Origin of the sequence: Roseateles sp., assembly GCF_031397715.1 — a bacterium.
Classification (GTDB): Bacteria; Pseudomonadota; Gammaproteobacteria; order Burkholderiales; family Burkholderiaceae_C; genus Paucibacter_A.
In genome coordinates, this window is sequence record NZ_JANNMI010000070.1 from 1 (window position 1) to 5,689 (window position 5,689).

6 protein-coding genes and 1 pseudogene are annotated in these 5,689 nt (G+C 61.7%); 3 read left to right on the top strand and 4 right to left on the bottom strand.

Annotated features, from left to right (window positions below; genetic code table 11):
* Positions 1–485, bottom strand: a pseudogene (locus RMO57_RS03215) (heme utilization protein); the annotation flags it as partial.
* Between the two features lie 491 nt (positions 486–976).
* A complete protein-coding gene (locus RMO57_RS03220) occupies positions 977–1,216 on the bottom strand; it encodes an FCD domain-containing protein (RefSeq protein WP_310384158.1) in 240 nt (79 codons plus the stop codon).
* A gap of 307 nt (positions 1,217–1,523) precedes the next feature.
* Here RMO57_RS03220 and RMO57_RS03225 point away from each other — a divergent pair, with 307 nt between their 5' ends.
* The gene (locus tag RMO57_RS03225) at positions 1,524–3,152 is read left to right on the top strand and encodes an ABC transporter substrate-binding protein (RefSeq protein WP_310384160.1); all 1,629 of its coding nucleotides are present in this window, start codon (positions 1,524–1,526) and stop codon (positions 3,150–3,152) included.
* A 4-nt stretch (positions 3,153–3,156) separates the two neighbouring features.
* Positions 3,157–3,369, top strand: coding sequence for a hypothetical protein (locus RMO57_RS03230; RefSeq protein ID WP_310384161.1), 213 nt, complete (start codon positions 3,157–3,159; stop codon positions 3,367–3,369).
* 78 nt (positions 3,370–3,447) lie between these two features.
* Here RMO57_RS03230 and RMO57_RS03235 read toward each other — a convergent pair whose 3' ends face one another.
* Both RMO57_RS03235 and RMO57_RS03240 read right to left on the bottom strand, forming a co-directional pair.
* Positions 3,448–4,416, bottom strand: coding sequence for a helix-turn-helix transcriptional regulator (locus RMO57_RS03235; protein WP_310384163.1), 969 nt, complete (start codon positions 4,414–4,416; stop codon positions 3,448–3,450).
* 27 nt (positions 4,417–4,443) lie between these two features.
* The gene (locus tag RMO57_RS03240; RefSeq protein WP_310384165.1) at positions 4,444–5,106 is read right to left on the bottom strand and encodes a DedA family protein; all 663 of its coding nucleotides are present in this window, start codon (positions 5,104–5,106) and stop codon (positions 4,444–4,446) included.
* An 82-nt stretch (positions 5,107–5,188) separates the two neighbouring features.
* On the opposite strand from RMO57_RS03240, the gene mutL reads away from it, so the two are divergent.
* The coding region (gene mutL / locus RMO57_RS03245; RefSeq protein ID WP_310384166.1) for a DNA mismatch repair endonuclease MutL at positions 5,189–5,689 on the top strand (501 nt) is incomplete at its 3' end.

Below are 5,689 nucleotides of genomic sequence, written 5' to 3' on the forward strand. Positions count from 1 at the left end.
GAGGACAGCGCAGCCATCTGGGCCGAACCGAAGGCGTTCAGGTCGTCGGTGGTGAGGTGGTTGATCTGGTGGGTGGTGAGGCTGGCGACTTGCGCCGTGCTCAGTGCAGCGAACTGGGCCGAGGTCAGCGCGTTCAGGTCATCACTGCCCAGGCCGGCGATCTGCGCGGTGGTCAGGGCGCTGATCTGGGTCGAACTCAGTGCACCGATCTGAACGGAGTCGAGGGCGGCGAGCTGGGCTGTGCTCAAAACGCGAATCGAGCTGCTTGAGATGGCCTGCAAGTCCCGCGTCTCGAACGCCGAGAACTGCGCCGTGCTGATGTAGGTGAAGGGCGCCGTGCCCAGCGAGCCGACCTGCTGGCTGGTTAGGGCCTGGATTTGGTCGGTACTGAACGCAGCCCAGTCGGCGGAGGTCAGTCGTGCCAACGTGGATGAAGACAGTTGGGAGATCTGCGCCGTGTTCAGGTTGACGATGATTGAAGCCATTTTGAGCTCGCTCAGTTATTAGTTGATTCGACGTCACTTGCAGCGACATCGATTGACACCTCTCGCGCCAGGCAGTTGATCTGCCGGGCCGCTGAAGGCGCATGAATCGTTACTCGCGCAACCGACAAACAACTGGTCGCGGAGCCTTCAAAAGTCAGAAAATCTTGCAGAGAAAATCAGGGCACAGCCGCTTTTGGCTAGACCCGAACCGACACCTATCCAACGGGTTTTCGGAGCTCGCGCTCAAAACTTGAGCGGCGGCTCCAACAACTGTTCAATTGAACCGGGCGAGTGGCGTTTGCCGTCGCACGGCACCGCAACCTCATCGATTGATATGTCATCGCAACAGACCCAAGTCCAAGACGTCCCGATGCTATCGACGGGGAACCCGTTCCAACGATGTAAAAACTGCCGCTTTGTGTAGCAGTTCCGCTTTTGGCGAGCAGGGCGGCGTGAACTTTGCCGCGACTGCCGCCGCCGACCCCCCCGACTCAGGCGGGTGACAAAGTCGTCCGCTCGGCGGCCAGGCCATTGTCGAAATGCGCCCGCATCTGGGCGGCGGCTCTTGCGCCGCTGCGCTCGGCGATGCCCGCCATCAAGGCTCGGTGCTCGGCCAAGGACTCATCCAGCCGACCTTGCTTGAAGAGCGAGTGATGACGATTAAGCTTCATTACCCGGCGCAGATCGGTGACGATCTGCTGGCGCCAGCACTTGCCTTCGATCGCCAGCAAGCGCAGATGAAAGCGCTCGTTGGCGGCAAAAAAGTGTCACGCTCGGTGGCCTGGCGTTCCAGCGCTGCATGCATTTGGCTCAACTCGGCCAGCTCTGCGCCGTCGTCTAGAGGTGCAGTTTTGCGTTTAGCCTGTCTATTTATTTTACATAATATACATTGTCAACTATTGGTCGCTGCTTGGCGGATGTCTTTGCTTTTTGTTCTTTTGTCACCTAGCAACCGGACATTGAGCTTGGCAACGTTACCCTCGGCTCTATCTATTCGCGCGCCGCTTGCTCGCGCCCAGCCTCTCGGAGTTAGTCCCTATGAATCGAACACGCTCCGCCCACGTGATGGCGGCCAGTCTGCTGACCCTCGGCCTAAGTTTGACCGGCGGATTGGCGGCGGCCCAAACCCTGCGCTGGGCCAGCGCCGGCGACCCGCTCACGTTGGATCCCTATGCACAGAACGAAACCCTGACCAACACCATCAACGGCCAGATCTATGAGTTTTTGGTCAGCCGCGACAAGCAGCTCAAACTGGTGCCGCAGCTCGCCACCGAATGGAAACAGGCCGGGCCGCAGAAATGGCTGCTCAAACTGCGCCCCGGCGTGAAGTTCCATGACGGCCGGCCCCTCAGTGCCGACGACGTGGTGTTCTCCATCCAGCGCGCGCGCCAGCCCAGCTCGCAAATCGCCATGTATGCCCATGCCGTGGGCGAGCCGCGCAAACTCGATGACTTGACGGTCGAGTTCAGCCTGCCCCAGGTGAACCCGATTTTTCTGCAGCATCTCAGTACGATTTACATCATGAGCCGCGGCTGGGCCGAGGCCAACAAGGCCACCAAGACGCAAGACTTTGCCAACAAGGAAGAAAGCTACGCGGCCTTCCACAGCAATGGCACCGGCCCCTTCATGCTGGTCAGCCGCGCGCCCGACAGCAAGACCGTCTTCAAGCGCAACCCGAATTACTGGGGAGCTATCGAAGGCAATCTGCAAGAAGTGATCTACACCCCGATCAAGAGCGACGCCACGCGCACGGCAGCGCTGATCTCGGGCGAAATCGACTTTGTGCTTGACCCCGCACCGCGCGATTTGGCCCGGCTGGCTCAAAGCAAAGGCCTCAAGATCATCACCGGGCCCGAGAACCGCATCATTTTCATAGCCCTGGATCAGGGTCGCGACGAGTTGCTGTCGGGCAGCCCCAAGGGCAAAAACCCGTTCAAGGATGTGCGCGTGCGGCGTGCGCTCTACCAGGCCATCGACATTGCTTCCATCAAGACCCGCTTGATGGACGGCCAGGCTGCGCCGACCGGCGCCATGGTGCCCTCGCCGCTGGGCAGCTTCAATGACCCGGCGCTGGAAGCCCGCCTGCCCTTCGATCTGGCGGCCGCAAAAAAGCTGCTGAGTGAGGCCGGCTACGCCAACGGTTTTGAGTTCACGCTCGATTGCCCCAACAACCGTTACGTCAATGATGAGCGCATCTGCATGACGCTGGCCTCTCAGTGGGCCAAGCTGGGGCTGAAGGTCAAGGTCAATGCGCAGCCCAAGGCGCTGTTCTTCAACAAAATCGAGCGGCTCGACACCTCGGCCTATCTGTTCGGCTGGGGCGGCGCTATCACCGACCCGGAAAGCATCTTCACCAGCCATTTCCGCAACCGTGGTGGTGTGGGCGGAGGCAAGGGCGTGGACAAAGGCATCGGCGAATACAACCGCGGCAACTTCAAGGACGATGAGCTCGACGCCATCGTGGCCGCCTCCAGTCGCGAGCCCGATGAAGTCAAGCGTCAGCTCTTGATCAAGCAAGCGCTCAAGCGCATGGCCGAGCAAGTCCACTACATCCCGCTGCACCGCCAGGTCATCCCCTGGGCGGCGCGCAGCAACATCGCTGTCGTGCACCGGCCGGACAACTGGCTGGAGTGGCGCTGGATCACGGTAGCACCCGCGCCAAGGTGATCGATTGGTATATCTTTACACCCCGCAAGGCCAGGAAATCGCTGCCAGGCATGACTACCGCCCGCGCGACGCCAAGGTGGCGGCCAAATATGCCAAGCAATTCAGCCCGACTCAGCGGATCACGGTCGACCAGGTGTCTGGCGGCCGGCGTGCGGCCCAGGAGACGCATTTCGCCGAGGGCGGCTACTTCGATCAGATTTACACAGCCCCTCACTGAAATCGCGCCGTGCCCCTTGGGCATCAAGCCCATCGCCCATCGCCCATCGCCCATCGCTTAAAGCTCAAGGCTCAAGGCTCAATATTGGCCCGCCGCCTCGGTCAAAGCCTTGGCCACCGCGGCCACCAGGTTGGCCGGGGCGACGGCCCTGACCTGATTACCGTGGCGCAAGATGTCCATGACGATCTCGGTTTCATGGACAAACGGGACCTTCAGCTGATAGGTTCCGTCAGTCAGCCAAACGCCCTGCTGCTCCGCGTGCCACTCCTCGCGGCTGACCCATTGCGCGGCCTTCTCCTGGAACACCAGCGTCGCCCATTGGCGCTTTTCGCCGGCAAAGATGCCAAAGCCGCCGTCCATCTCGGCCTGCACCTGTTTGAGCGGGATTTCCTTGGCCTTGGCGTCAAGCGTCGTGGCCGCCTCAATCGCGTCCAGCGCAAAGCGCAAGACCTTGTCACGTGAATGGCACCAGGCATCCAAGTACCAGGTGTTGCGGTAATGCACCAGGCGCTGCGGCGACACATCGCGCTCGCTGACCGTGGCCCGGCCGCGCGTCAGGTAGCGCAGATGCAGGCGGCGGCGCTTCAGCAAGGCCTCGCCCACCATCTCGAAAAACTGCACCGGCACCGGCCGCTTGGCCGGGCTGATGATCTTGATGCGCTTGAGCAGCGCCTTGGCATCCGCCTCACCCGAGGCCAGCAACAGGTGAATGCGCTCCAGCAGGGGCGCCAAATGGCGGCTGATCACGCCCTCGGAATCCAGCTCGCTGAGCATCTGGTGTGCCATCAGCAGCGAGTACAGCTCGCGCTCGCTGAACCACAGACCCGGCAGCTCGTGCTTTTGGCCCCGGTACTCGGCGCCGAAACCATAGCCGTTGTGAAAACGGTCGTATTCGATCGGCGCGCCAAGCTGGTCACGCAGATAGTCCAGGTCGCGTTTGAGCGTCGCGTCCGAGACCGCCAACTCCTCCTTCAGCGCCTGAAAACTGACATGGCCGCGGTTGCGGATCAGCATTTCTATCTTGTAGACGCGGGCGGTTTTTGACATGGCGGTGTGAGGTCAAGCAATCGGCGGTCAAGCGGTCGGTGCCGCGCGCTTCTTCTTGTTCTTTTTTGACCGCATGCCGCCGATGATGATGAGCAGGCCAGGGATGATGATCAGGGCCCAAATAATGATCTGCAGATTGCTCTTGACCACCGGCACATTGCCGAAGGCATAGCCGGCCAGCGTCACGCTGCCGATCCAGAGCAAGGCGCCGGTCACGTCATAGAACGTAAATTTGCGTCGCGTCATCTGCGCCACACCGGCCACAAAGGGCGCAAAAGTGCGGGCAAAGGGCATGAAGCGGGCAATGATCAGCGCCACGCCGCCGCGCCGCTCATAGAACTCATGCGCCTTGTTGAAGGCGTCGCGGTTGAAAAAGCGCGACTGTTCCCACTGAAACACCTTGGGGCCGAAGTAGCGTCCTATCGTGTAGTTGGTCTGGTTGCCGGCGATGGCCGCCACCACCATCACCGACATCGCGATGGGCAGGCTCAAGAGCCCGGTGCCACACATGGCGCCGACCACGAAGAGCAGCGAGTCGCCGGGCAAGAAAGGCATCACCACCAGGCCGGTTTCGACAAAAATAATCAAAAACAGCAGGCCATAAATCCAGGCGCCGTAGAGCCCGACAAAGGTCGCCAAGTGGCGATCAACGTGGACGATGAAGTCGATCAGGGTGCTTATAAGTTCCATGGCGCAGGATTATGGCGGCAAGAGATGACTGTTTCTGCCACGCTGCAGCTGACCTTGCCCTCAGCCTTCTTACAATAGCGGCATGGATTTGACTTCCCCCCTGGCTGCTGCGGCCTCAAGTACGCCGCCAGCGCCAACAGCGCAACCACGCCGCGTGATCCGCGACCTCCCCGATGAACTGATCAGCCAGATCGCCGCCGGCGAGGTGGTGGAGCGGCCGGCGTCGGTGGTGCGTGAGCTGGTCGACAACGCGCTCGACGCCGGCGCCGCGCAGATTCAGCTCAAGCTGATGGCCGGCGGCGTGCGCGCCATCATCGTCGAGGACGACGGCCTGGGCATCCCGGTCGAGGAGCTGCCACTGGCGCTAAAGCGCCATGCCACCAGCAAGATCCGCTCGCTGGATGATCTGGAGTCGGTCGCGACCATGGGTTTTCGCGGCGAGGCGCTGGCCGCCATCTCCTCGGTCGCCGAGATGGCGCTGCTGAGTCGCTGCGAGGGCGCGGCCCACGCCCACCGGCTCGACGCCCGCTCGGGCGAGCTGCAGCCGGCGGCGCGTTCGCGCGGCACCTCGGTCGAGGTGCGT

Excerpts from the sequence above, each read along its gene's own strand:
- RMO57_RS03225 (WP_310384160.1), top strand. The coding sequence starts at position 1,524 with ATGAATCGAACACGCTCCGCCCACGTGATGGCGGCCAGTCTGCTGACC.
- RMO57_RS03235 (WP_310384163.1), bottom strand. The coding sequence starts at position 4,416 with ATGTCAAAAACCGCCCGCGTCTACAAGATAGAAATGCTGATCCGCAAC.
- RMO57_RS03240 (WP_310384165.1), bottom strand. The coding sequence starts at position 5,106 with ATGGAACTTATAAGCACCCTGATCGACTTCATCGTCCACGTTGATCGC.